Source organism: Streptococcus sp. 27098_8_91 (assembly GCF_041432385.1).
Classification (GTDB): Bacteria; Bacillota; Bacilli; order Lactobacillales; family Streptococcaceae; genus Streptococcus.
In genome coordinates this window covers 87,659-111,647 of sequence record NZ_JAPVZN010000004.1, presented here as the reverse complement: position 1 = coordinate 111,647, position 23,989 = coordinate 87,659, and the positions used below count along the sequence as shown (strand labels likewise).

General features: G+C 40.2%; 24 protein-coding genes and 2 tRNA genes. 1 reads left to right on the top strand and 25 read right to left on the bottom strand.

What is annotated here, in order from left to right:
- Positions 1-141 precede the first annotated feature (141 nt).
- The 9 genes from rsmI to O3611_RS05225 form a co-directional block, all read right to left on the bottom strand.
- Complete coding sequence (gene rsmI, locus O3611_RS05265; protein ID WP_371608033.1) at positions 142-1,020, bottom strand: 16S rRNA (cytidine(1402)-2'-O)-methyltransferase; 879 nt, start codon at positions 1,018-1,020, stop codon at positions 142-144.
- A 2-nt stretch (positions 1,021-1,022) separates the two neighbouring features.
- Complete coding sequence (gene yabA, locus O3611_RS05260; protein WP_001034369.1) at positions 1,023-1,340, bottom strand: DNA replication initiation control protein YabA; 318 nt, start codon at positions 1,338-1,340, stop codon at positions 1,023-1,025.
- A 24-nt stretch (positions 1,341-1,364) separates the two neighbouring features.
- On the bottom strand, positions 1,365-2,261 hold the full coding sequence (locus tag O3611_RS05255) for a DNA polymerase III subunit delta' (RefSeq protein WP_371608032.1): 897 nt from the start codon (positions 2,259-2,261) through the stop codon (positions 1,365-1,367).
- Entirely contained in the window at positions 2,258-2,896 is a 639-nt protein-coding gene (tmk, locus tag O3611_RS05250) for a dTMP kinase (protein ID WP_371608031.1), read from the bottom strand. The genes O3611_RS05255 and tmk overlap by 4 nt, the downstream gene beginning before the upstream one ends.
- A 119-nt stretch (positions 2,897-3,015) precedes the next feature.
- Positions 3,016-3,813, bottom strand: a complete 798-nt coding sequence (gene proC / locus O3611_RS05245; RefSeq protein ID WP_371608030.1) for a pyrroline-5-carboxylate reductase — start codon at positions 3,811-3,813, stop codon at positions 3,016-3,018.
- A gap of 3 nt (positions 3,814-3,816) precedes the next feature.
- Entirely contained in the window at positions 3,817-5,079 is a 1,263-nt protein-coding gene (locus O3611_RS05240; protein ID WP_371608029.1) for a glutamate-5-semialdehyde dehydrogenase, read from the bottom strand.
- Positions 5,080-5,088: 9 nt separating this feature from the next.
- Positions 5,089-6,198 carry a glutamate 5-kinase gene (proB, locus tag O3611_RS05235; protein WP_371608028.1) on the bottom strand — a complete coding sequence of 370 codons (1,110 nt, stop codon included), beginning with the start codon at positions 6,196-6,198 and terminating at the stop codon, positions 5,089-5,091.
- Positions 6,199-6,355: 157 nt separating this feature from the next.
- Positions 6,356-7,552, bottom strand: coding sequence for an elongation factor Tu (gene tuf, locus O3611_RS05230; protein WP_001040718.1), 1,197 nt, complete (start codon positions 7,550-7,552; stop codon positions 6,356-6,358).
- 220 nt (positions 7,553-7,772) lie between these two features.
- The gene (locus O3611_RS05225) at positions 7,773-8,882 is read right to left on the bottom strand and encodes an AI-2E family transporter (protein ID WP_371608027.1); all 1,110 of its coding nucleotides are present in this window, start codon (positions 8,880-8,882) and stop codon (positions 7,773-7,775) included.
- 105 nt (positions 8,883-8,987) lie between these two features.
- Here O3611_RS05225 and pbp3 point away from each other — a divergent pair, with 105 nt between their 5' ends.
- Positions 8,988-10,229, top strand: a complete 1,242-nt coding sequence (pbp3, locus tag O3611_RS05220) for a D-alanyl-D-alanine carboxypeptidase PBP3 (protein ID WP_075231256.1) — start codon at positions 8,988-8,990, stop codon at positions 10,227-10,229.
- Positions 10,230-10,258: 29 nt separating this feature from the next.
- On the opposite strand, the gene O3611_RS05215 is transcribed toward pbp3, so the two are convergent.
- The 16 genes from O3611_RS05215 to O3611_RS05140 all read right to left on the bottom strand — a co-directional run bounded on the left by O3611_RS05215 (position 10,259) and on the right by O3611_RS05140 (position 23,957).
- Positions 10,259-11,656, bottom strand: coding sequence for an APC family permease (locus O3611_RS05215; RefSeq protein ID WP_371608026.1), 1,398 nt, complete (start codon positions 11,654-11,656; stop codon positions 10,259-10,261).
- A 282-nt stretch (positions 11,657-11,938) separates the two neighbouring features.
- Positions 11,939-13,351 (bottom strand): Fe-S cluster assembly protein SufB, encoded by a 1,413-nt coding sequence (sufB, locus tag O3611_RS05210; RefSeq protein WP_371608025.1) that lies wholly within the window; start codon positions 13,349-13,351, stop codon positions 11,939-11,941.
- A gap of 56 nt (positions 13,352-13,407) precedes the next feature.
- Positions 13,408-13,848 (bottom strand): Fe-S cluster assembly sulfur transfer protein SufU, encoded by a 441-nt coding sequence (gene sufU, locus O3611_RS05205; RefSeq protein ID WP_371560852.1) that lies wholly within the window; start codon positions 13,846-13,848, stop codon positions 13,408-13,410.
- Positions 13,835-15,061, bottom strand: coding sequence for a cysteine desulfurase (locus O3611_RS05200; protein WP_371608024.1), 1,227 nt, complete (start codon positions 15,059-15,061; stop codon positions 13,835-13,837). Before O3611_RS05200 ends, sufU begins: the two co-directional genes overlap by 14 nt.
- 10 nt (positions 15,062-15,071) lie before the next feature.
- Complete coding sequence (sufD, locus tag O3611_RS05195) at positions 15,072-16,334, bottom strand: Fe-S cluster assembly protein SufD (protein ID WP_084945975.1); 1,263 nt, start codon at positions 16,332-16,334, stop codon at positions 15,072-15,074.
- A gap of 27 nt (positions 16,335-16,361) precedes the next feature.
- Positions 16,362-17,132 carry a Fe-S cluster assembly ATPase SufC gene (gene sufC, locus O3611_RS05190; protein WP_049503774.1) on the bottom strand — a complete coding sequence of 257 codons (771 nt, stop codon included), beginning with the start codon at positions 17,130-17,132 and terminating at the stop codon, positions 16,362-16,364.
- A 153-nt stretch (positions 17,133-17,285) separates the two neighbouring features.
- Positions 17,286-17,480, bottom strand: a complete 195-nt coding sequence (locus O3611_RS05185) for a DUF3272 family protein (protein WP_049503772.1) — start codon at positions 17,478-17,480, stop codon at positions 17,286-17,288.
- 22 nt (positions 17,481-17,502) lie between these two features.
- Positions 17,503-19,167 (bottom strand): DNA polymerase III subunit gamma/tau, encoded by a 1,665-nt coding sequence (gene dnaX / locus O3611_RS05180; RefSeq protein WP_371608023.1) that lies wholly within the window; start codon positions 19,165-19,167, stop codon positions 17,503-17,505.
- Positions 19,167-19,664, bottom strand: coding sequence for a GAF domain-containing protein (locus O3611_RS05175; protein ID WP_070460986.1), 498 nt, complete (start codon positions 19,662-19,664; stop codon positions 19,167-19,169). The genes dnaX and O3611_RS05175 overlap by 1 nt, the downstream gene beginning before the upstream one ends.
- Positions 19,665-19,749: 85 nt before the next feature.
- The gene (gene rpsA / locus O3611_RS05170; protein WP_075231263.1) at positions 19,750-20,952 is read right to left on the bottom strand and encodes a 30S ribosomal protein S1; all 1,203 of its coding nucleotides are present in this window, start codon (positions 20,950-20,952) and stop codon (positions 19,750-19,752) included.
- Positions 20,953-21,113: 161 nt separating this feature from the next.
- Positions 21,114-21,185: transfer RNA gene (locus O3611_RS05165), tRNA-Gln, on the bottom strand.
- Between the two features lie 9 nt (positions 21,186-21,194).
- Positions 21,195-21,275 (bottom strand) — tRNA-Tyr (locus tag O3611_RS05160).
- 49 nt (positions 21,276-21,324) lie between these two features.
- Positions 21,325-21,555 (bottom strand): DUF2969 domain-containing protein, encoded by a 231-nt coding sequence (locus tag O3611_RS05155; RefSeq protein WP_075229097.1) that lies wholly within the window; start codon positions 21,553-21,555, stop codon positions 21,325-21,327.
- Positions 21,556-21,689: 134 nt separating this feature from the next.
- A complete protein-coding gene (gene pcp / locus O3611_RS05150; protein WP_371608022.1) occupies positions 21,690-22,334 on the bottom strand; it encodes a pyroglutamyl-peptidase I in 645 nt (214 codons plus the stop codon).
- A gap of 13 nt (positions 22,335-22,347) precedes the next feature.
- Complete coding sequence (locus O3611_RS05145; protein WP_371608021.1) at positions 22,348-23,271, bottom strand: DUF979 domain-containing protein; 924 nt, start codon at positions 23,269-23,271, stop codon at positions 22,348-22,350.
- The gene (locus O3611_RS05140; protein ID WP_371608020.1) at positions 23,268-23,957 is read right to left on the bottom strand and encodes a 5-oxoproline transporter, DUF969 family subunit; all 690 of its coding nucleotides are present in this window, start codon (positions 23,955-23,957) and stop codon (positions 23,268-23,270) included. The genes O3611_RS05145 and O3611_RS05140 overlap by 4 nt, the downstream gene beginning before the upstream one ends.
- Between the last annotated feature and the right edge of the window lie 32 nt (positions 23,958-23,989).

The window sequence follows — 23,989 nt, the reverse complement described above, 5'->3', positions numbered from 1 at the left end:
AAAAGTCCACAGGACTTACTTCGCTTTCGAGTTTTCAGGCTCAGGCTGAAAAAGTCCACAGGACTTTTTCACTCCCACAAATCTTTCTATTTTTTCTTCTTCTAGTATAACAAAAAAAGGGAAGAAGGAAAACTTCCCTGTCTAGTTGTTTTCTTGATTGTCTTCCCATTCGTGGTAGGCGGCGTAGAGTTGGCTTTTATTCCACTGGTAAATCTTAGCGACTTCCTTAATGGCTTGATTTTTCTTGATTCCTTGTTGGATACGCTCTTGGATTTCTAAGAACAAGTCCTCTTCATCCTTATCTTCTACTTCTTGACTAGCACCCTCTACAATGAGAAGACACTCGCCCTTAAGTGGTGTTTCAGCAATGCTTTCTAATAATTCAGTAATAGTCCCACGCTGATATTCTTCAAAGATTTTGGTCAATTCTCTAACCAAGACTACCGAGCGGTCGCCGTAGACTTCTAGCATATTTTCCAGTGTATCTGCAACACGGTGAGGTGATTCATAGAAAATTTGGGTCTCTGGATAAGCTTTTTTGGCTTCGAAAAATTGCTTTTGTTGGCCTGATTTTCGTGGTAAGAAACCATAAAAGATGTGGGGTTGTGGTGCCAAGCCACTGGCAATCAAGGCAGAAATCCCTGCACTAGCTCCTGGAACTGTGACAACTGCGATATCTTCTTCAATGGCAGCCTTGACCAAATCATGCCCCGGGTCAGAAATACTAGGCATCCCTGCATCAGATACTTGGGCAAGATTTTGACCTTGTTTCAACAAACCAATCAAATCAGGAATTTTTTCCTTGGCGTTATGTTCGTGAAAACTAATTTGCTTGGTTGAGATCTCAAAATGCTTGAGCAAAAGTCCAGTATTACGAGTATCTTCTGCCGCGATCCAGTCGACCTCTTTCAAGGTATGAATGGCGCGAAAAGTCATATCATCTAGATTACCAATTGGCGTTGCGACTAGATAAAGCTTACCATAGGGAGTATGTCCCTTAAAACTCTTTTGAATCTGCATACTTACTCCCTAAATAACAATTCATCACAAAACATGCATTCCGCATCTTGCTCTCGACGTTGACCATAAAAGTCACGGCAAACATGAAAACCGTCCTCATAAATACGACGGACATTTTCCCTTACATGTTTCGTTTTGGCTGGAGCTGTCTCCTCAACCTCTCCCAAACGTTCTCTCAGTTTATCATTTTCTAAACGAAGAGCTGTATTTTCCTCTACCAAACTCTTGAGATTTTTCTTGATAGCTTCGACGTCTGCCAAGGTTACCAACAATTGCTGTGAAAAGTCATCTAAAGCATCAAATAATTCTTTTTTATTCATTACAGCCCTTTCTATAATCTATCTTTACTTTAAATTTTTTTGTAAAACGAGGTATTCCAAAGCGTTTTGAAAGCTAACATTGGCCCGCCACATTTTTCGAGTTTGGACGAGATTTTGCAAGATGTTCCGCGCAGAAACATTGAGAACCTCCTGACCAGCTAATACCTCTAAAATTCTGAGCACTTGATCTTGCTTTTCTTTATCATCAGCCAAACTCGTTAGTTTCGCAACCTGCAAATAGGATTCTTTTTTATGGGCTAAAAGCCAAGAAAAGAGACGTTCACTTTCATCTACTAGTGTCCAAAATCCTGCTTGATGCACTAGCTTATCAGCCTCTGCCTGTGATTGACTAAACTGAGCCAATAACCTAGCTTTATTTTTTACTAAACCAGCCTCTTCAAGCTGTGACATTAAAGTAGAGACTTGCTTCTTAAATTGGAAAATCTGTGTCCGACTTCGAATCGTTGGTAACATCTGTTCCTCATCATCGGTCAAAAAGAAAATATAAATCTCACTTTGTGGCTCTTCAATAACCTTCAAGAGTGAATTTGCAGCATTTACATGCATTTTTTCTGCTTGTTCGATAATAAAGACCTGACGTTGATTTTCAATACCAGACTGGGAAAATTGACCAACTAATTCTCGAATACGCTCCGTCTTAATGACTTGATTCAGAGGTTTAATGATGGTCACATCAGGAAATTCTTCCTGCTCAATCAATTTACAATTCCGACATTTTTCACAAGGTAAAATATCAGTTTTCTCACTACAAAAGAGACTTTTAGACAAGAAAAGGGCCATCTCTAAACTTCCAAAATTACCTGAAAAGAGATAGGCATGATTAAGTTGCCCTTGCTCTAAAATATGAACAAAACGTTCAAATTGTAGAGGTTGACAAGTTCTTAATTGCTCTTGTTTCATCTCCGTAGTCCCATCCTATCAAAAAGTAGCTGTTGCGTATTCTCAATCACTTGATCAAGTGGTAGGCTAGCATCGATTTTTTCGATGCGATTTCCTTCTCTTTCAATAAGAGAAAGGTAACCTTGACGAACTTTTCGGTGTAGATCCAGACCTTCCATGTCCAAACGATTGACTTCCCGATTACTGTTGGCAGCAATACGTGCCAGTCCCTCTTCCACCTCAATATCAAAATAAAGAGTCAAATCAGGTTTTAGTCCATCAGTCGCAAACTCATTAAGCCAATTAATGGCATCGATATCTAAACCACGCCCAAAGCCCTGATAAGCAACCGAACTATCGATAAAGCGATCCATGATAACCAGTTTTCCAGCTGCAAGTGCTGGTAAGACCTTTTCCACCAAGTGTTGTCGACGACTAGCAATATAGAGGAGAAGCTCAGTCTTAGGATCCATTTCAGTATGACTAGGATCTAGGATAACTTCGCGAATTTTTTCTCCAATTAAGACCCCACCTGGTTCACGGGTTGTTAAAACTTCCACTCCCCTATCCTCTAATACAGGGATTAGGGCTTCAAGAACGCTTGTTTTTCCTGCTCCCTCTGGTCCCTCAAGAGAGACTAAAAATCCTTTTGACATGTCTGACTCATTTCTATTTTTCTCTCTTCTATTCTATCAAAAAAATGGGGATTTGTGAAAAGCTTTTTTCATTTCCTTCTTTGTAAGAAAAAAAGAGGGTGAGTTTTAACGCTCACCTCTTATTTACCTAATTCTTGAGTCCTTATGTAGGCTTGATTGACAGCATCCATAACGGTTCCTCTAAAAGCATGTTCTTCTAGACTTGCTACACCAGCAATGGTTGAACCACCTGGACTGCAAACTTGGTCTTTCAAGACTCCAGGATGTTGCTGACTTTCTAGGACCATTTGACCTGCACCAACTACTGTTTGAGCCGCCATTTTCAATGCCGTTTCTCTTGGTAATCCTGTTTGAACTCCTGCATCTGCCAAAGCTTCGATAAATAGATAGACAAAGGCTGGTCCACAGCCTGCAAGTCCTGTTGCTGCATCTATTAAACCATCACTTATTTCAACCAACTGCCCTGCATTGGCTAACAGTTGACAAAATAGTTCATTGTCTTCTGGATGACAATTTGCAGACAAGGCATAACTAATCACTCCTTGCCCAATAGCAACAGGTGTATTAGGCATGATGCGAATAATCCTATGGTGACTTGGAAGAAGACTAGCGAGTTTTTCCAAGGTCAAACCAGCAGCCATGGAAATCAAAAGAAGACTTTCTCGTTTCTCAAGGATTGACTGATATTGAGTAAGCAGTTCTGAGAATTGAGCTGGCTTTACTCCTAGAAAAATCACATCTGCTTCTGCAAAAATTTCGTCATTACTAGAAGCCAGACCACCATAATTGGCAATAAAAGCCTCCACCTTGGCTTGACTACGATTAGCAAGGAGAATCTGATGACTCGTTTTTGCCTGCAAGACAGCCTTAGCCAAACTGGAACCCATATTCCCCAAGCCGATAAATCCAATCTTCATCTCTTACTCCCTTATCTGTCCGTCACCAGTAACCACATACTTGTAGCTAGTCAATTCCTTCAATCCCATTGGTCCACGCGCATGTAGTTTCTGAGTAGAAATCCCCATTTCACAACCAAGACCAAATTGGCCACCATCTGTGAAACGAGTCGAAGCATTGACATAAACCGCTGCCGAGTCCACTTGACCTGTAAAGTAAGCTATAGCATCAGCATTTTCAGTCACAATCGCATCCGAATGATGGGTGCTGTGGGTTTCGATATGCTCTACAGCTTCATCAAGACTAGAAACTACTTTAACAGCTAGGACATAGTCTAAAAACTCAGTGTCAAAGTCTTGAGCCTCAGCAGGTTGACCTGAAATAAACTGCATTGCTTTGCTATCTAGGCGGAATTGAATCGGTTCCCGTCCAGTTTCTTTTCGATCGTCAACAAGAACTTGCTCCAAACGAGGAAGGAAGCTTGCTGCCTTGTCTTCATGAACCAGTAGAACCTCCATGGCATTACAAACAGAAGGACGACTGGTTTTAGCATTGTTGATGATAGACAGAGCCTTGTCTTCGTCTGCATCCTTATCCACATAGACATGGACAATCCCAGTCCCTGTCTCGATAACAGGTACAATAGCATTCTCAACCACAGCATTGATCAAACCAGCCCCTCCGCGAGGAATAAGAAGATCTAGATAACCCTTAGCCTTCATCATGGCATAACTACTTTCACGACTGGTATCTTCTACTAATTGAATGACGTCTGGATGAATGGTGGTAGTCTCCAAGCCCTTCTTCAAGGCTGCAACAATAGCATGAGCTGTTTGGTAGGCATCCTTACCGCTACGAAGAACAACCGCATTTCCACTCTTGAGAGCAAGGGCAGCTGCATCCGAAGTCACATTAGGACGACTTTCATAAATAATGCCAATAACACCCATAGCCACACGCTTCTTAGTAATAACCAAACCATTTTCAAGCTGACTTCTTTCTAGGACTTCACCGATTGGATCTGGTAAAGCAACCACTTCACGAATCCCAGTTGCCATTGCTTCTATACGCCCTGCATCCAAATAAAGACGATCCAGCATAACATCTGAGATTTTCCCCTTAGCCGCTTCCATATCGAGGGCATTGGCCGCTAAAATTTCCTCAGTAGCTGCCAACAAGTGATCAGCCATGGCTAGCAAGGCTTGATTTTTCACCTCTTCACTAGCTGTGTTAATCGATTTTTTAACAGCCTGTACCTGTTCAAATTGTTCTTGTGTACTTACCATAGTTTACCTCTAAAATTCTGTAAAGAGTAGTTGGATTTCAGGAGTAATAGAAATCCAGTCATCACGGTGAATCAGAACTCCCTTGGCTTTTTGAGAACGAAGGACATCTTTGAGCCCCGATGCACCTAGTTGCACTCTACCTTTTCCGAGTGATTTTCCAGTTTCCTTATCAAATACCGTTACAATATCACCATAAGAAAAATTGCTCTCAACATCTACAACCCCTGATAAAAGGAGACTCTTTCCATGTTGAGAGAGGGCTTCTGCCGCCCCTTTATCAACCCAAATTGCTCCCTGACTTTTGGCATAAAAGGCTAGCCATTGTTTCTGGGTACGAAGTCCCTTTTCCTGTGCAACAAAGAAAGAACCATCCAAAGTCTTCTCTGCCGCCTCTATCATAGCATCAGCTTTCAAGGATGAACAGATATATACGGGAACACCTGACTCAGTTGCAATGGTAGCAGCTTTTATTTTCGTCAACATACCACCAGTTCCATTAGATGATCCTGATCCACCAGCCATATCAATAATTTCACGATTGATGGTCTCAATTCTCTCCAGACGTTTAGCTCTTGGATCCGAGTTAGGATTACCAGTATAAAGACCGTCTACATCTGTTAAGAGGACCAAAAGATCTGCCTGCACCATTGCAGCTACCTGAGCACTGAGCGTATCATTATCCCCGACCTTGAGCTCATCAATAACGACACTGTCATTTTCATTGATAATAGGAATCGCACCACGATTAAGTAGGACTGACAAAGCTTGATGGGCATTTTTATAACGTCGCTTATCGACAAAATCATCCTGAGTTAGCAAGATTTGCGCTGAAACAATCTGTCTTAAGAGCAAATTTGTTGTATATTCTTCCAGAAGCAATCCTTGACCAACCGCTGCTGAAGCTTGCTTATCCGCAATCTTGGTCGGTCGTTTTTTAAATCCTAATGCTCCAAAACCTGCTGCAACAGCCCCAGAAGATACCAAAATCAGCTCATGACCTGCTTCATGCAGCATTGCAAGCTGTTGTGTGATAGCTTTTACTTTACTGCGAGATAAACTTCCATCTTTATGTGTCAGCGATGAAGTTCCCACTTTAAATACGATACGCTTGTACTTCATATTTTTCTCCAAATTTAATATTTAACCATTTTACCATGATTTTATGAAATTGTAAAAAAGTAACTCTCTCACTTTTGATCGCAAAAAAAGAACCTTGCATAGCAAGATTCTTTTAGTGTCTGACTTAAATAATTGTTCTTCTGGGAACTAAATCGAATTAAGCTTCGATTTCTGTAACCATACCTGAACCAACAGTACGTCCACCCTCACGGATAGAGAATGTAGTACCTTGTTCTACGGCGATTGGGTGGATCAACTCAACGTCGATTGTCACGTTATCACCTGGCATTACCATTTCAGTACCTGCTGGAAGTTCGATTGAACCTGTAACGTCAGTAGTACGGAAGTAGAATTGTGGACGGTAGTTGTTGAAGAATGGAGTGTGACGTCCACCTTCTTCTTTAGTAAGGATGTAAACTTCACCTTTGAATTTAGTGTGTGGGTTGATTGAACCTGGTTTAGCGATAACTTGTCCACGTTCGATTTCGTCACGTTGAACACCACGAAGAAGGACACCTACGTTGTCTCCTGCAAGACCTTCGTCAAGTTGTTTACGGAACATTTCAACACCAGTAACAACTGCTTTTTTAGTTTCTTCTTTGATACCAACGATTTCGATTTCGTCGTTGACACGAACAGTACCACGGTCGATACGTCCTGAAGCAACTGTACCACGTCCAGTGATTGAGAATACGTCTTCGACTGGAAGAAGCAATGGTTTGTCAGTGTCACGTTCTGGTTCTGGAATGTACTCATCAACAGTGTTCATCAATTCCATGATGATGTCTTCGTATTTAGAGTCACCTTCAAGAGCTTTAAGAGCTGAACCTTGGATAACTGGAAGATCGTCACCTGGGAAGTCGTATTCTGAAAGAAGGTCACGGATTTCCATTTCAACCAATTCAAGCAATTCTTCGTCGTCAACCAAGTCGATCTTGTTCATGAAGACGATAAGGTGTTTAACACCAACCTGACGTGAAAGAAGGATGTGCTCACGAGTTTGTGGCATTGGTCCGTCAGTTGAAGCTACTACAAGGATAGCTCCGTCCATTTGAGCGGCACCAGTGATCATGTTTTTAACGTAGTCCGCGTGTCCTGGAGCGTCGATGTGAGCGTAGTGACGTTTTTCAGTTTCGTACTCAACGTGCGCAGTGTTGATTGTGATACCGCGTTCGCGTTCTTCTGGAGCAGCATCGATAGACGCATAGTCTTTAGGTTGGTTAACTGCTGAAGGCAAGCGACGTGCCAAAACAGTTGTGATAGCTGCAGTTAGGGTAGTTTTACCGTGGTCAACGTGTCCGATAGTACCAATGTTAACGTGTGGTTTACTACGATCGTATTTTTCTTTTGCCATTTGAGTAAAAGCCTCCAATAAAATATATTTTATAGATAGACAGTAGGCAATACAGTCTAACTTTCCTTACTATTTTATCAAATTTCAGCTAAATTGCAAGTGTTTTACAAAGTTTTTGTGAATTATTCTTATTCTCACTCTACTTCCTCTACCAATTTATTTAAAATATCTATAACTAGGCTTATTTTTAGAAAAAAGAACCAGAGCGGATCTAGTTCTTTCATTCTGATAAGTGCTTCTCTTCTTCTTGTGCTTCCTTATGATTTTCATACAGTCGCGCTAAGAATTTAGCAATCTCTTTTAAAATGGAATAGGTTGGAACAGCAACAATCATCCCAATCACACCATAAATATTACTTGATAATAAAAGCAAGACTAAAATAGTAATCGGGTGAACCTTCATAACCCCACCCACAATACGTGGATATAAAATATTTCCATCAACTTGCTGAATAATCAACATATAAATGACAGCAATAATCATTTTATGAGGATCGGTGAAGAGATTTGAGATGATCATTGGAATCAAGCCAATGCTTGGTCCTACATACGGAATCAAATTAGCCAATCCAGAAAAAATGGCGAAGACCAAGGCATATCTTAGACCAATCACACTATAACCGATAAAAGCTAAACATCCAATAATAACTGCATCTATAGACACTCCACTAATGTAACGAGAAATAGTTGTATTTAGGTTTGTCAATAAACCAGATATGTTCAATTTATCTCGTTTTAATATAGTTCTTTCTAGCATGGGTAAAAATTTATGCCCATCAAGTAATAAGTAAATCAAGAAAACTGGTGTCATGATGATAATCAATACAGTGCTTACGAGTGCAGATAGAACACTTCCAACACTATTTGTCACACTGTTCAAGATATTTTGCAAAATATCAACATAAGAGAGGTTCAGTTGCTGAATAGTTTGTTGGATATCTAGATTTTGCTGGGCTGGATGTTTTGATAACTCAATGACTAAATCTTGAAGACGACCGTAAATGTTTTGACTCGAGTAAATTAAGCTACTTAACTGATTAATCAAAATCGGCAGCAGATAAACAAAACTAAGTACGAGTGCACAAACTAAGGCACAAAGGGTTAACAAAATCCCAATGATTCGATTGATTTTACATTCCTTCTCTAAAAAGATAACAATTGGGTTGGTTAGATAATACAAAAATCCTCCCAGTAAAAAAGGAATCATGATTGTATTTGCAACACTGACAAAGGGTGTAATAATAGCACCCATTTCTTTCCATAGATAGAAAATTAAGGTTATTAGTAGAATTTCAGTTGTCCAGAAGAATAGTTTGTTTCTCCGAAACATAGGCCACCTCCTCTTTTCCCTATTTTACCATATTTCAAAAAAGATTGATAGCCTTCATCATAAAAACAAGAATATTTTTTGTCTTTATGATAGAATAAAGTTACTATGAAGAAATTATTTTTAACATTAATCACGCTTATTTCATTTGGTTCTGCTACTACTGTTTTTGCTCAGGATTTTGATGTCGCAGCAAAACATGCCATCGCTGTTGAGGCTAACAGTGGTAAGATTTTGTATGAAAAAGATGCGACCCAACCGGTTGAAATTGCCTCTATCAGTAAACTACTTACCGTTTACCTAGTATATGAAGCTCTAGAGCAAGGCAAAATCACTCTTTCTACTCCTGTAGAAATCTCAGATTATCCTTACCAGCTCACTACTAATTCTGAAGCGAGTAACGTTCCTATGGAAGCTCGTAACTACACAGTTGAGGAATTGCTAGAAGCTACTCTGGTATCCAGTGCTAACAGTGCAGCCATTGCCCTAGCTGAAAAAATTGCTGGCTCTGAAAAAGACTTCGTTGATATGATGAAGGCCAAACTACTGGAATGGGGGATTCAAGATGCTACCCTCGTCAATACAACTGGTCTTAACAATGAAACTCTTGGGAATAATATCTATCCTGGTTCTAAGAAAGATGATGAAAATAAATTGAGCGCTTATGATGTTGCTGTCGTTGCTCGCAACCTCATCCTCAAGTATCCTCAGGTCTTAGAAATCACCAAGAAACCTTCTTCGACTTTCGCTGGTATGACCATTAATTCTACTAACTATATGTTGGAGGGAATGCCTGCCTATCGTGGGGGTGTTGATGGACTTAAAACTGGTACGACTGATAAGGCTGGAGCATCCTTTGTAGGTACTACAGTCGAAAAAGGAATGCGTATCATTACTGTTGTTTTAAATGCTGACAACCAAGATACCAATCCATATGCACGCTTTACAGCTACTTCTTCTCTCTTAGATTATATTTCCTCTACCTTTGCTCTCCAGACCATCGTCAAGCAGGGTGAAAGTTATGAGGATAGTAAAAGTCCTGTTTTAGATGGAAAAGATGACACAGTCACAGCGGTCGCAAAAGAAGATATCAAAATTGTTCAACGTTTGGGCAGTCGAGCTCAATCAACTATTACCTATACTGCTGATACTACTGAACATACTGCACCACTTGAAGCAGGAACAGTTGTTGGCCATCTCACTTATGAAGATAAAGATCTAGTCGGGCAAGGTTACATCACTACTGACAAACCTAACTTTGAAATGGTTGCAGAAAAAAATGTTGACAAAGCCTTTTTCTTAAAAGTTTGGTGGAATCGATTTGTTCGATTTGTAAACGAAAAGTTATAAAAAAATCGCGAATTTCGCGATTTTTTTCTTTATTCATTTTCAGCTACAGTCGAATGGTTATATCCATAAACAAAGTAAATAATAACTCCTATTAATAAAGCTAGTCCAAATGCCATCCATGTTTCTAGGGTATACTGAAGCATGAATGAGAGGCAAATCAGAATAGACAAGATTGGTAAAAAAGGTACCAGGGGAGTTTTAAATTCTCCCTCTTTGGGCATACCCTTATCTTTTCTCAATTTGATAATTCCATAGGCTAAGAGAATAAGATAGGCTAAAGTACAGATATTGAGAAAGGCTGCGATACTTGCCAGAGGGAAGATACCCGCTGCTATCGCTGAAACTCCACCTGTTAAAATGGTTGCATTCTTTGGAACGCGACTAGTCTTGGTTACTTGTTTGAAGCTTTGAGGCAATAGTCCATCGCGGGCCAAGCTATAAATCATTCGTGACAAGGCATAGGTCATGGAAATACATACCGTAATCAAGGTAAAAATCGCAACGAGCGAAACATAATTAGCTGCCCAACCAATACCAATACTTCTAAGAGCAAAAGCCACTGCATCATCAACATTGAGCTTGCTATAGTGAACGATACCTGTCAATATCAAAGTAACCAAGGCATACAGAATGGTTACAATGGTTAAGGATAAAACAATCCCACGTGGAATATTCTTTTGTGGACTTTGAATTTCATCAACTGCCATAGAAATGGATTCAAAACCTAAGAATCCAAAGAACATGAGTGAAGCACCTGCTATAATTCCAGTGCTTCCACCATAAATTTGACCAAAACCAAATGGTGCAAAATCTGACCAATTTTCAGGTTTAATGTACCAAATTCCAACAAGGATAAACAAGGCAAGAGCAGAAAATTTTAAAACAACAAGAATAGAATTAAAACGAAGAGCTGCTTTCGAATTTAAAAGTACAACGCCTGTAACAAGTAGAATTACTAAAATTGGTAAAAAATCAATATAAGTACCATGTTCAGGATTAAAAGTTCCATTTAAAGCTTGTGGCAAGGAAATTCCATAATGGCTAAGCAAACCCTTAAAATAGGCCGCCCAACCTGAAGCGACGCCAGAAACAGCTGTCATAAATTCCATGATAGTCAGCCAACCTGCAATCCAGGCTGGAAATTCACCCAAAATTGCATATAAATAACTATATGCTCCACCCGTTGCAGGAACACGAGAAGCAAATTCTGCAAAAAAGAGTGCAGATAAGGACACGCAGATAGCAGAAATTACAATCGATACCACAAGGGCAGGTCCTGCTAATGTTGCTGCAGCAGTCCCTGTAATGGTAAAAATACCTGTTCCCACCATAGCACCAATTCCCAAGAGAATTAAGTCCCATAGTTTTAAATGGCGATGCATTTCTGTCTTACCTAGACTAACGTCTTTGGTTCTAAAAATATTCATCATTCATCTCCCACTTTATGTGATTGTATTATTTTACCATACAAAAGACTTTTTGTGAATATTTATTAGCATCTTTCATCAAAAAAACTGAGAGTGGGACAGAAATCGGTAATTCGTTAGAATACGATTTCGTCGTCCCACCTCCGCACAGTTGAGTAGGGCTGTAAAAGCTGATGAAATCAGCGTAGTAGAGTCCACTCAACCACTGCATCTTGCTCGACAATCCAAAGACAATTGAGAGGCTAGGACTTTTGTCCCAGCCTCAGTTTCTGTTCATAAAGTTTATCCGACTGATCCTTCCATCTCATAGCTAATCAAGCGGTTAAGCTCAACTGCGTATTCCATTGGAAGTTCTTTGGTGAAGGGTTCTACAAATCCCATAACGATCATCTCAGTAGCTTCAGATTCTGACAAACCACGACTCATGAGGTAGTATAGTTGTTCTTCTGAAATCTTAGAAACCTTAGCTTCGTGCTCCAAAGCTACTTGCGAGTTGTGAATTTCATTAAACGGAATAGTATCTGATGCTGACAAGTCATCCATGATAATGGTATCACACTCGATGTGAGAAACAGATTTCTTAGAGTTCTTGTTGAAAGTCACTTGTCCACGGTAGTCAACCTTTCCTCCACCTTTAGCGATGGATTTAGAGACGATTGACGAACTTGTATGTGGTGCATTGTGGATCATCTTGGCACCCGTATCTTGGTGTTGCCCTTCATTGGCAAAGGCAATCGAAAGCATAGTTCCACGCGCCCCTTCTCCATCAAGGTAAACAGATGGGTACTTCATGGTTGTTTTGGCACCCAAGTTTCCGTCGATCCACTCAACTGTCGCATCTTTCAAGGCTTTGGCACGTTTTGTTACCAAGTTATAAACGTTATCAGACCAGTTTTGGATGGTTGTATAACGCATGTAAGCTCCGTCCAAAGCAAAGATTTCTACAATGGCAGCATGCAAACTGTTACTTGAATAAGTTGGCGCTGTACATCCTTCAACATAGTGAACACTTGCTCCTTCATCAACGATAATCAAGGTACGTTCAAACTGACCAGTATTTTCGTTGTTGATACGGAAGTAAGTTTGAAGTGGAATATCTACCTTGACACCTTTTGGTACGTAAATAAAGGTTCCACCTGACCATACTGCTGAGTTGAGGGCAGCCAGCTTGTTATCAGTCGGCGGTACTAACTTCGCAAAGTATTGTTTAAACAAGTCTGGGTACTCTTTGAGGGCAGAATCTGTATCTGTAAAGATAATTCCTAACTTCTCAAATTCTTCTTTCATGTTGTGGTAAACCACTTCTGACTCATACTGGGCAGAAGCTCCAGCAAGATAAGCACGCTCAGCTTCAGGAATCCCAATACGTTCAAAGGTTTCTTTGATTTTTTCAGGAACTTCATCCCAAGAACGGGCTGGTTTATCAGATGGTTTTTGGTAGTAAATCAAGTCATCAAAATCAATCTCTGACAAGTCTGCTCCCCATGTTTGCATGGGCATTTTTTTGAAGGTTTCATAAGATTTCAAACGGAATTCTAACATCCACTCAGGTTCACCCTTAGCAGCTGATAATTCGCGAATGACAGCTTCGTTCAATCCTTTTCCTGTCGATAGGACAGGCTCTACATCATCATGGAAACCAAATTTATATTCACCAAGGTCAATTGGTTTTGGTTCTACTCTTTCTTCAGCCATAATATCCTTTCTTTCATTCTTTATTTCTATGATTTATAAGACAAAGAAAGCTTGTCTTATTTATTATCTTGATTTTCAATTGTTTTCTTAAGGGCGTTCCAAGCTAGGGTTGCGCATTTGATTCGTTGAGGAAACTTGGCAACTCCTGATAAGAAAGCTGCATCTCCAAGTTGATCTTGACGCTCATCCTTTTGACCTTGAACCATTTCAGAAAAGATGGTTGCAAGCTCTAGGATTTCTTGCTTGGTCTTTCCTAAGACTGCATCTGTCATCATACTAGCAGAGGCAGTTGAAATCGTACAACCAGAGTTTAGAAAAGCGATATCTTCCAAGCGATCATCTGCATCAAACTTGACAGAGAGATTGATGACATCACCACAGGTAGGATTGTTGAGACTGATTTGTTCTGCGTCTTCTAACTTACCTTGGTGATGTGGATTTTTCGAATGGTCCGCTACAACTGCCATATAAAGGCTATCTAGTTTAGAAAGTGCCATTGAAAAACTCCTTTGTCTTTTGTAAGGCATCGACTAGCTTGTCGCAATCTGCCTTTGTATTGTAGATATAAAAACTTGCACGAGCTGTTGCTGGAACATCCAAATACTGGAGCAAGGGTTGCGCACAATGGTGACCGGCACGAACTGCTACACCTTCATAATCCAGAGCTGTCGCAAGGTCGTGAGGATGAAGATCCCCTAAATTAAAGGCAATGACACCTGAACGCTGAGCCAAGTCCTGTGAACCGTAGATAGTCAATCCTTCAATTGCCTGCAATTTTGGAAAGACATATGTGATCAATTCTTGTTCATGGGCTTCAATGGCTGCCATACCAAGATTTTCAAGATAATCTACTGCAGCAGCAAGTCCAATTGCTCCTGCCATATTAGGAGTTCCAGCCTCGAATTTCCAAGGCAATTCCTTCCAGCTTGCAGATTGTTCATAAACGAAATCAATCATCTCGCCACCAAACTCCACCGGTGACATTTGTTCCAGATACTTTTCTTTGCCATAAAGAACACCGATGCCTGTCGGACCAGCCATCTTGTGACCTGAGAAAGTAAAGAAATCTACATCCAAGTACTGGACATCAATCTTCATATGCGGTGTAGACTGAGCACCATCCACCACCATAATAGCTCCAACTTCATGAGCCATTTGAGTGATTTCCTTGATAGGATTAACCACACCAAGAACGTTTGATGCGTGAGCTAGTGAAACAAATTTAACTTTGTCAGTCAATTTAGAACGCAAGTCTTCCATATCCAGAGCTCCATCCTTGAGATAGACAAAGACCAGCTCAGCTCCAGTCTTACGACAGACTTCCTGCCAAGGAATGATGTTGGAATGGTGTTCCATGACAGAAATCAAGACCTGGTCTCCCTCAGTCAGAACTTCCCCAGCAAAGCGCGCTACCCAGTTGAGACTAGTTGTGGTACCTCTGGTAAAGAGAACTTCCTTTGTTGAGCCTGCATTGATAAACTTACGAATAGTTTCACGAGCAGCCTCATAGGAAGCTGTCGCACGTTCAGCCAAGGTATGAACCCCACGATGAACATTGGCATTATCCTGCTTATAGTAGCGATTAATGGCTTCCAGAACTGCTAGTGGTTTTTGTGTCGTCGCGGCATTATCCAGATAAACCAGAGGTTCATCGTTGACAATCTGGTCTAAAATTGGAAAATCCTTACGAATCACTTCTACATCTAACATAGGCTTCCCCTTAGCGTTTTGACAATTTTTCTTCGATAGTTGCAATCATTTCATCACGAACTTCCTTGACTGGAATCTCAACGATAACTGAACCAAGGAAACCACGGACAACCAAGCGTTCTGCAGTTGCCTTATCCAAGCCACGGCTCATGAGGTAGTACATATCTTCTGGATCTACCTGACCGATAGAAGCCGCGTGACCTGCAGTAACGTCATTTTCATCAATTAAAAGAATTGGGTTAGCATCTGAACGCGCTTGGTCTGAAAGCATGAGAACACGACTTTCTTGTTGCGCATCTGCTCCCTTAGCACCCTTGATAATGTGGCCAATACCATTGAAGGTCAAAGTTGCTTTTTCAAGGATAACCCCATGTTGAAGGATATTACCGATAGAGTTGCAACCATAGTTAGTCACTCGCGTATCAATTCCTTGTACCTGACGACCACTTGAAAGAGCTACGACTTTAAGGTCGGCATGGCTACCGTTACCAATCAAGTCACTATCAAAATCCGCAACGACATTTCCTTCGTTCATGACACCGATAGCCCAGTCAATGCTTGCATCGTTGCCTAATTTACCACGGCGGCTAATGTAGGCAGTGACATTCTCACCAAGACGATCAATTGCAGCAAATTTCACTTGAGCACCAGAACGTGCAATCACTTCAACAGTGATATTAGCAGTCGCCTTAGCACTACCCTCACCGCGTGATTCTAAACGTTCGAGGTAGCTGATTTTAGAGTTTTTACCTGCAATGATCAGAATATGCTTGTTAAATGGCACATCGCTATCGCTGTCTTGGTAGAAAATACCTTCAATTGGTTCTGTGATTTCTACGTTATCAGGGATATAGAGAACAGCACCACTGTTAAAGTACGCAGTGTGATAAGCTGCCAACTTGTCATCGTCATACTTAACAGATGACATGAAGAATTCTTCGATCAGCTCTGGAATTTCTTCTAAAGCTGAATGGAAGTCTGTAAAGACCACTCCTTGTTCAGCCAACTCAACTGGAGTTTGTTCAAAAACAGTCTGGGTTCCTACTTGCACCAACTTCAAGTGATTGTCTAGAGCAGTGAAGTCAGGGACATTTGCTGACGGTTCACTTTCTGTAATAGTTCCATCACCCAGATTCCAACGGTGGAATTTGACACGCTCAATGACTGGCAATTCTAGGCTCTCAATCTTGTCAAAAGCTTTTTGACGGAGATCAGCCAACCAGCTTGGTTCGGCGTGCATTTCTGAAAAAAGTTTAATAGTTTCTTTAGTCATTTACTTCTCCTAAAAGATACGAGGGAATTACAATTCTTCCTTGTAGTCGTAGCCAAGTTCTTCAGCTAGTTTTGCGTATCCTTCACGTTCCAAACGCGCAGCCAATTCTGGACCACCAGAAAGGACAACACGCCCTTCCATCATCACATGTACCACGTCTGGTGTGATGTAGTTCAAAAGACGTTGGTAGTGAGTGATAATCATAGCACCAAAGCCTTCACCACGCATAGCATTCACACCTTTAGATACAACTTTAAGAGCGTCAATATCAAGACCTGAGTCAATCTCATCAAGAAGAGCAAAAGTTGGTTCCAACATCAAGAGTTGAAGAATTTCGTTACGTTTTTTCTCACCACCTGAGAAACCTTCGTTGAGGTAACGCTCTGCCATTTCTTCTTTCATGTTGAGCAATTCCATTTTTTCGTCTAGCTTAGTGATAAACTCACGCACTGAAATCTTCTCATCATCTTCTTTACCAGCATTTATAGCTGCACGAAGAAACTCAGCGTTGGTAATTCCAGGAATTTCTGATGGATATTGCATAGCAAGGAAAAGTCCCATACGCGCACGCTCGTCCACTTCCAATTCAAGGATATTTACGCCATCAAACAAGACTTCACCTTTGGTTACTTCATAGTTAGGATTTCCCATAATAGCGGCAGAAAGAGTTGATTTACCAGTACCATTTGGTCCCATGATAGCTGCAATCTCTCCTGTTTTAAGAGTCAGATTGACCCCTTTTAAAATTTCTTTTCCTTCAATTTCAACGTGAAGATCTTTGATCTCTAATACTGACATGATAGTTCCTTTCTTTTTCAATCCGTTTTACCATTTTTGCTAGAAAATTGTCCTTATTTTTCTAGTAAAAAACGATAAAATGTCAATAAATATACTTTAATAGTATAACAAAAAAAAGCCTAAAAGGCTTTAATTTTGTCTAGAAGCTGAGGGTTACTTCTTTCCTCGAAAATGGTCATCAATAGCGTTGACAATTTTACCCATAATATAGCTGACTCTAAAATTTCTTAGAATTAAAATAGCCCAAAGCAAGGCCATAATATACCGTTGCTCCATGATGGATTCATTAAGGAAATAGGTCTCAGCAGCAGTAAATAAGGCCATGATTATAAATTGTTGTCTGTTCATCGTATTATGTCACAATATCCTTTTAGTCTTCTTCTATGGTCACTTTATCCGCTAGAAATTCAAATCCTTGAGGAAGGACAGATTCTTCCACTTCTTCCTTAACTGGTTGACCTTGTGACGATTTAGCCTTAGCTGAGAAATCAGCCCTGACTTCTTTCCATTCTTCCATGGAAATAGCAAGAATCTCTGGTGAAAATCCCGCTGCTTGACTAAGGATATTGCCAAACATGGTGTTCAGATTATCACGTTTCATGGTTTGGCCAGCATTGAAGTTAGATTCAAATGCAAGAATCGCGTGGTGCTCATTAGCCGCAACAGGTTGAGAACCGACTAAAAGTGCCTTATCTGGACCTGACAAGCTTTCAATAACTTCTCCCCAAGCATTTTGGAGACGGATTAGATTTTGACGGGCTAAATCAGGATTTTCAACAGCTTCTTGAAGAATAGACTGAACCTTATTGCGATCTACGCGATAAATTGACTTGCTGTTAACTGGGCGACTTGGTGCTGGTGTGGCCTGCTTGGGACTTGTATTAACATTTGCTAGAGCCTGTTTCAATCGTGCAACTTCTTCTCTTAGTGTTGCCAATTCACCAGCGACTTGACCTGTTATTTCAGGCTTAACTTCAAGCTCAGCTAGACGAATGGTCATCATTTCAGCATAAATCTTAGGCTGTAAGCTAGCCTTGATATCAGCTAAACTACTTGTTGTAATTCCAATCATCTCGAACAAAACAGCCTGTGAAAGACCTAGGTTATCCTTAAAGAGATCACTATAGTGAGTATTCTCCCCACCAGTTTGGACAATCAAAATATCTCGTAAATACTGCAACAAATCCGTTACAAATCGTGTCATGCTCTTTCCGTTATCAAAAATCAAATCAAGATTTTCCAAAGCACGAGGCACATCCTTTTGTGCCAAAGCAGCCACATAATCGTCCAAAGCACTTAGACTAATGGTCCCCGTAATTTCCTCGGAAACAGCTGTTGTTAATCTAGCATCTTGAGTCAAGCTCAATGCTTGGTCTAAAATGGACAAAGCATCCCGCATACCACCTTCTGCTCTACGAGCGATAATCTCAACAGCCTCAGACTCATAATCAATCCCTTCCTTTTCTAAAATATGGAAGATATGGTCTCGAATATCCTGAGTCTTGATAGACTTAAATTCAAATCTCTGAACCCGAGATAAGATGGTTGCAGGAATCTTATGAAGCTCAGTCGTTGCCAAAATAAAGACTACATTTGGAGTTGGTTCCTCAAGAGTTTTCAAAAGGGCATTGAAGGCTCCTGTTGAAAGCATATGAACCTCATCAATGATATAGACCTTATACTTAGCTATACTTGGAGCATAGGTTGATTTATCACGGATATCACGAATTTCATCCACTCCATTGTTAGAGGCCGCGTCCATTTCGATAACGTCTTCCAAGCTACCGTCTGTTACAGCTTGACAGATATAACAGTTATTGCAAGGTTCTCCTCCCTCTTGATTAGGGCAGTTCATAGCCTTGGCAAAAATTTTGGCTACACTGGTTTTTCCAGTTCCACGAGGCCCTGAAAATAGATAGGCATGGCTAATCTTTTCCTGCTCTACGGCTTGTTTCAGAGTTTTTGCAACAATTTCCTGGCCTACTAACTGTGAAAATGTTTGACTTCTATATTTTCGATAAAGGGCCTGATACATTACGCTTTCTCCTCAAACATTGAAAAATTCCATTCGGTTTTCTCTAACAAAATAGAAACAAACTCTTCCAGATATTTCAGATCCAAGTCATCATAATCATCAACAAGAGATGAATCTAAATCTAGAACGCCCAGAAGACGTCCCTCTTTAACCATCGGCACAACAATTTCACTACGAGCACTACTATCACAAGAAATATAGTTTGGGTAGGTTTTAACATCACCAACAATCACTGTTTGACGACTAGCTGCAGACTCTCCACAAACACCTTTTCCAAGAGCGATTCGTACACATGAAACTCCACCTTGAAAGGGTCCCAAGATCAGTTCATTCCCATCAAATAGATAGAAACCTGCAAAAACAGTATTGGGAAAGCTTGTTTTTAGCAGGGCACTGGCATTTGATAGATTAGCCAACACATTGGGCTCTCCTTCTAAAAGATAAGAGAGCTGTTCATTTATTGTTTGATAAAGTGATTCTTTTTCTGAATATAACATAAAACCATTATATCAAAAAATGCTAGTAGAAAAAAGAAAAATCCCTTGTTTTAAAAACAAAGGATTTTATTCAAATTTGAATGGATTAAAGTTCGATGTCTCCGAACAAGTCAGCCATTGAGAATCCTGTTTGAGTTTCAGGAAGTTCAAAATCACGTTTTTCTTGACGTTTTGGACGACGTGGACGTGGAGCACGTTTTTCTTCTTTTTGTCCTTCTTCTTGAGCTGGACGTTCTTCAAGAGCTTTGATAGAAAGTGAAACGCGTTCTGCATCAGCGTTAACTTCAAGAACTTTAACAGTAACTTCTTGACCAACTTTAAGAGCTTCTTTTGGATTTTCAATACGTTTGTGTGAAATTTGTGATACGTGAACAAGTCCATCGATACCTGGCAATACTTCAACAAATGCACCGAAGTCAGTCAAACGTTTAACTGTACCTTCTACAACATCACCTTTAGCCAATTTTTGCTCAACGCCATCCCATGGTCCAGGTGTTGTAGCTTTAAGTGAAAGTGATACACGTCCTTCTTCTTCGTTAAGATCAAGGATTTTCACTTCAACTTCTTCACCAACAGTTACAACTGATTTTGGTGAAACGTTACGTTCGTGTGACAATTCAGTCAAGTGAACCAATCCGTCAACACCACCAAGGTCGATGAAAGCACCGAAGCTTGTGATACGTGCAACTTTACCAGTTACAACATCACCAACAGCCAATTTACCGAATACTTCAGCACGAGCTGCTGCAGTTGCTGCTTCTACAACTTCACGACGTGAAAGGATGAAGCGGTTTTCTTTAGGATCAACTTCTTTGATTTTAGCATCAAACTCTTGACCTACAAAACGCTCAGTGTTACGTACAAAACGAGTGTCCAACATTGAAGCTGGGATAAATCCACGTACGCCTTCAAATTCAACTGAAAGTCCACCTTTAACAGCGCGAGTTCCTTTAACTGTAACAACTTCTTCTTCGCGCCCTACAAGTTTGTCCCATGCTTTGCGAGCTTCAAGGCGTTTTTTAGATACAAGGTATGTTACTGTATCAGTATCTTTACCAACCACTTGACGAAGTACAAGAACATCCAATACTTCACCTACTTTTACAAAGTCATTGATATCTGCATCGCGATCGTTTGTCAATTCGCGAAGAGTCAAGACACCTTCAACACCAGTTCCTGAGATTGCAACGTTAGCTTGATTAGCATCAACTGTCAATACTTCAGCACTAACAACATCACCAGGTTCAACTTGGCTAACGCTATTTAGCAAATCTTCAAATTCGTTCATCTAAAAAATCCTCCAACAATCAAGCTTTTCTTAAACTTGACATACTTATAATTTTTTCCTAAGCACCCGCAAAGACATGTTATATCGTTCACGTCCTTCAATTATAAAAATAAAATACCCTAAGATATTTTTCTTTTTATCTTGAATTTATTACCTAAGAACTGGGGTAGCTGGATTCGAACCAACGCATGAGGGAGTCAAAGTCCCTTGCCTTACCGCTTGGCTATACCCCAAAAGTGAAATGGAGAGAGAGGGATTCGAACCCCCGAACCCGAAGGAGCGGATTTACAGTCCGCCGCGTTTAGCCTCTTCGCTATCTCTCCAATGTTCAACAAAAACTATTATATCATGAAAATTTACAAAAAACAAGCTTTATTTTGCTAAATTATAGTTTTCAATCAAAATTTCCACAGCTTTTTCAAGTTTTTTATAAAAACTATCGACATTTCCATTCTTTATGATCGCAAATTGATTGTCTAATTCGGCAATTTCACCAATGATCTTTTTACCAATGGTTAAAGTGTAACCGTCATACTTTTCTTTCCCAACTAAAACAGTTGCATCCGTTAATTGAATTTCAATTTTTTTATCTTTTTTACTCATACTCTACCTCTTTTCACTCTTCCTATTGTACAAGAAATTTAGAAAACTGGCAAGAAAAAACTCTATACCAAGCCAAGCTTGACACAGAGTTTTTGTAAAAAATATAGAATTTTTTATCTAGAGATGACTCATTATTAATGGGTTGTTCCACCTACTAACTTCAAGTCCTTATCTTTATAGTCTACGATAGCTCTAATTGCTGCCTCAATACCTCTGACAATATCTGTTAAGCACATGGATGCCGTATTAGGCTTGTTCAACACTTGTTCTGTCATATAGGGAATATGCATAAAACCTGCTCTCATATGGGGAAATTTCTTATCCGCTAAATAGAGAGCCTGATACATCAAATGGTTGCAAACAAAAGTTCCTGCTGTATTTGAAACTGTAGCTGGTAGCCCTTCTTCTTTTATGGCTTGTACCATCGCTTTAATAGGGAGTGTGCTAAAATAGGCAACTTCTCCATCAAGGCGAATTGGAGTGTCAATCGGTTGATTCCCTTGGTTATCAGGAATTCTAGCATCATCTTGATTGATAGCGACTCTCTCAGGAGTTAAACTCGCTCTTCCTCCTGCTTGGCCGATGCAAAGCACAACATCTGGTTGATATCGAACTATTTCTGCTTCTAAAACCTCTGCTGATTGATAAAAGACCGTTGGGATTGATACCCAATGAACCTCTGCGCCATGAATCTCTGACGGTAATGATTTAACAGCTTCCAAGGCTGGATTGATCTTTTCACCACCGAAAGGATCAAAACCTGTTACTAATATTTTCATTTTATTTCCTTTGCTAAAATGCCAAAAAGTACATCAAAAATACATGTATGATAATCATGACAATAGCTACTCCTACTTGCACTTTGATAACGCCATTTGGATCTTTCATATCCAGAAGAGCTGCCGGTAAAGCATTAAAGTTAGCCGCCATTGGAGTCAATAAGGTGCCACAGCAACCTGCCGTCATTGCTAGAGCAGCGGCTACGATTGGATCAGCTCCCAAGGCAAATACAAAGGGAACTCCAATTCCAGCAGTAATAACAGTAAAGGCAGCAAAGGCATTCCCCATTATCATGGAAAATAGAACCATCCCAAGGACATAAGCTACCACTCCCATAAAACGACTGCCCGATGGAACTAAACCACTTATCAAGTGAGAAATCAGGTCTCCAACTCCTGCTACGGTAAATATTGCCCCTAAAGCACCTAAAAGTTGAGGCACAATCCCACTGGTTGAAACTTGTTGCACCATGCGATTGTTTTCTGCTAACAAACTTCTAGGAGAACTCTTAGTAATCAATAAAAGAGAGATGGTTGCGACAAATGCAGCAAGACTGATAGCAATCTTACTAAACTCAGGGATCATTTTTGCTAATACCAAAGCAATCAAAGCCATTAACATGACCGGAATAAAAATTTTATTCTTTAGTCGTTTAGCTTCAATGTTTGCCTTGACTTCATCCAGAGACGGTAAGGTTCCGATACGAACCTGTTTAAAGAGAGTTAGTAGTGCTAATAGCACTACGATAACTCCAATACAGATAGAAGGTAGATAAGAGCCACCGATAAAACTGATGCCCAATAAAGCCCAAAACCCAGCTGTTCCAAAGCGAACTGGGTTTGTTTTATCTTTATAGCTACAATAAGCCGTATGAAGAAATTGACAACCAATCACAATATAGGTCAACTCTAATAACTGACTTGCTAGATTGCTCATTCTTCTTTTCCTTTACTAAGCTTTTTCACTAGCAGTTTTCTATCAAACAGGTAATTGTAAATTCCTACCACAAGTAGGGCCACTCCTGCAACAATAAGCGAAGCCGAAGCGATGCCTGCATAATTACTTTCATAACCTAATTGGTCCAGAGTGCCCCCCACCAAGAGGACACCACCTGCACCAACGAAAGTGTTCTGAGCAAAGAAATTTGCAAAATTATCATTTGCTGCTGCACGCGCTTTTAGCGCTTCGCTCTCCTGCTCCGTTAATTTTCTACCTAATTGAGACTCTGCTGCTGCTTGTCCCATGGGTTGGACCAAGGGCCTTACAAACTGCGGATGTCCTCCTAGACGGATGGCAAAGAAGCTATCGAGTTCCCGAAAAAAGAAATACACTGTATAAAAACTTCCTACGGTCAGACCTTTAATCTTTTGAATCAAGTCAATCGAACGTTGCTTGAGGCCAAAAGTTTCAGATAAACCTACCAGTGGCAAGGTTACCATAAAAATCGTAAGAACTCGTTGATTACTAAATTCTTTTCCCAAAATTTCCAAGAATTCAACAAGAGAAACTCCAGAAACTAGAGCGGTAACTAAACTAGCTAAGACTACCGTTGCGATGGTATCTAACTTATAGATAAAACCAATCACAATGATAAATATCCCTATTAGTTTAATCCATTCCATATAGGCCCCTTTATTCCAAAAGTACTAGTCTG